This is a genomic window from Allobosea sp. CER48 (assembly GCF_044752385.1).
Taxonomy (GTDB): Bacteria; Pseudomonadota; Alphaproteobacteria; order Rhizobiales; family Beijerinckiaceae; genus Allobosea.
Genome location: NZ_JBIWYK010000526.1, coordinates 1 through 1,954, shown reverse-complemented (window position 1 = coordinate 1,954; position 1,954 = coordinate 1). Strand labels below are relative to the sequence as shown.

Sequence of the window (1,954 nt, the reverse complement as noted above, 5' to 3'; positions counted from 1 at the left end):
CTGCGCTGGAACTGGTCGAAACGCGTGAAGCCCTGCATCGCGTCGCGCAGGATCAGGATGCTCCACCACTCGCCGACGACAGCGACCGTCGCCGCACAGGGGCACTCGGGCAGAGGTTCGAAAGCCGGCTCCATGTTCCCCCGCTATGGCACAAACTATCATTTTGCAAGTAACATGATTGCGACGCTTCATGGCATGACTCAGGCAGAATAATCCGCTAAGGCGGCAGCCATCTTCTGATCTGTCTCGCCCGGATGCTGTTCAACTCCTTCGCCTTCCTGCTCGCCTTCCTGCCGCTGGCCCTGGCTCTGCACTGGCTCGCCGAGCGCTTCGCGCCGCATTGGCGGCTGCCGGTTCTGGTCGTGCTGTCCTTCGCCTTCTATGGCTATTGGGACTGGCGCTTCCTGCCGCTGCTGGCGCTCTCGATCGGGCTGAACTGGCTGATCGCCGAAGCCTTCCAGAAGACGAAGTCCAGCGCCCTGATCACGCTTGCCATCGTGCTGAACCTCGCCGTGCTGGCGGTGTTCAAGTACTTCAATTTCTTCGCGGACCTCGCCGGCATGATTCCGGGATTGCCGGCGCCGAAATTCGACATCGCGCTGCCGCTCGGGATCTCCTTCTTCACCTTCCACCACATCATGTATCTGACGGATCTCCGGCGCGGGCAGGCGCCGCGCTACGATCTCGTCCGCTACGCACTGTACATCGCCTTCTTCCCGCAGGTGCTCGCCGGGCCGCTGGTGCGCTGGCGCGAGATCATGCACCAGCTCGACGAGCGACCGTATCAACGCCCCGACGCGGCCGAGCGGATTGCGCGCGGCCTGATGCTGCTGACGTTCGGCCTCGCCAAGAAGGTGCTGATCGGCGACCCGCTCGCCGAATACGCCAACCCGGTCTTCGCCGCCGCCGCCGCCGGCAAGGTGATCAGCATGGCGGAGGCGTGGCAGGCGACGCTCGCCTTCACCTTCCAGATCTATTTCGACTTCTCAGGCTATACCGACATGGCGCTGGGCCTGGCCCTGCTCTTCGGCATCGTGCTGCCTCAGAATTTCGACGTTCCCTATCGCTCGCTCAGCATTCAGGATTTCTGGCGGCGCTGGCACATGACGCTGTCGCGCTTCCTGCGCGACTATCTCTATATTCCGCTCGGCGGTTCGCGCAGCGGCCTTCCGACCCAGGTCTGGGCGCTCTTCGCTACGATGGCCCTCGGCGGTCTCTGGCACGGCGCCGGCCTGACCTTCGTCGCCTGGGGCGTGGCGCATGGACTGGCGCTGATCGTCGCCCTGTTCTGGCGCCGCGCCGGACTGCCGATGCCGGCGCTGCTCGGGTGGCTTCTGACGTTGCTCTTCGTGATGTTCTGCTGGGTCCTTTTCCGCGCCACGACCTTCGAGGCGGCGCTGGCGATCTACAAGGGCCTTATCGGCCTCGCGCCGACGGGGACGGGCTTCAAATGGCGTGCGCTGCTGCCGGCCGCGGCGTTCGCGATCATCGGCCCGACGGCCTGGAACCTCGTTCACAAGCTGCCACCGGCCCGCTGGATCGCGGTGCTGACCGGCCTGCTGTTCGTCATCATCCTGCTGAAGATCGGCGAAGACGCCAATTATGAGTTCATCTATTTCCAGTTCTGAGCCGGCTGGCGTCGTCGCTCCGACAGCCGCGTGGAGCCGCTTCGTCGTGGCCCTGCTGGCGGCGGCAGGGCTGATTCTCGTCGCCTTCGTGGCAGTCACGGTCCTGCTCGACCCCTACGACACCGGTCGCTCGCCGCTGCATCTGAAAGACGGCGTGCGTCCGCAAGGGCCGCGCACGGCAGCCGCCAGCCGTGGGCGAGACCCCGCCTTCAATGCCGCGATATTCGGCAATTCTCACGTTCAGCTCCTCTCGCCCGAGCGCCTGAACGCCCCCACGGGCCTCGCCTTCGTCTCCCTCATCGCGCCTGCGACGAGACCGAAGGAGG

1 protein-coding gene and 1 pseudogene are annotated in these 1,954 nt (G+C 65.1%); both read left to right on the top strand.

Annotated features, from left to right (window positions below):
• Nucleotides 1-254: 254 nt before the first annotated feature.
• Nucleotides 255-1,628 (top strand): MBOAT family O-acyltransferase, encoded by a 1,374-nt coding sequence (locus ACIPIA_RS15130; protein ID WP_400510737.1) that lies wholly within the window; start codon nucleotides 255-257, stop codon nucleotides 1,626-1,628.
• Between the two features lie 46 nt (nucleotides 1,629-1,674).
• Nucleotides 1,675-1,954, top strand: a pseudogene (locus ACIPIA_RS15125) (hypothetical protein); the annotation flags it as partial.

Excerpts from the sequence above, each read along its gene's own strand:
- ACIPIA_RS15130 (WP_400510737.1), top strand. The coding sequence starts at position 255 with ATGCTGTTCAACTCCTTCGCCTTCCTGCTCGCCTTCCTGCCGCTGGCC.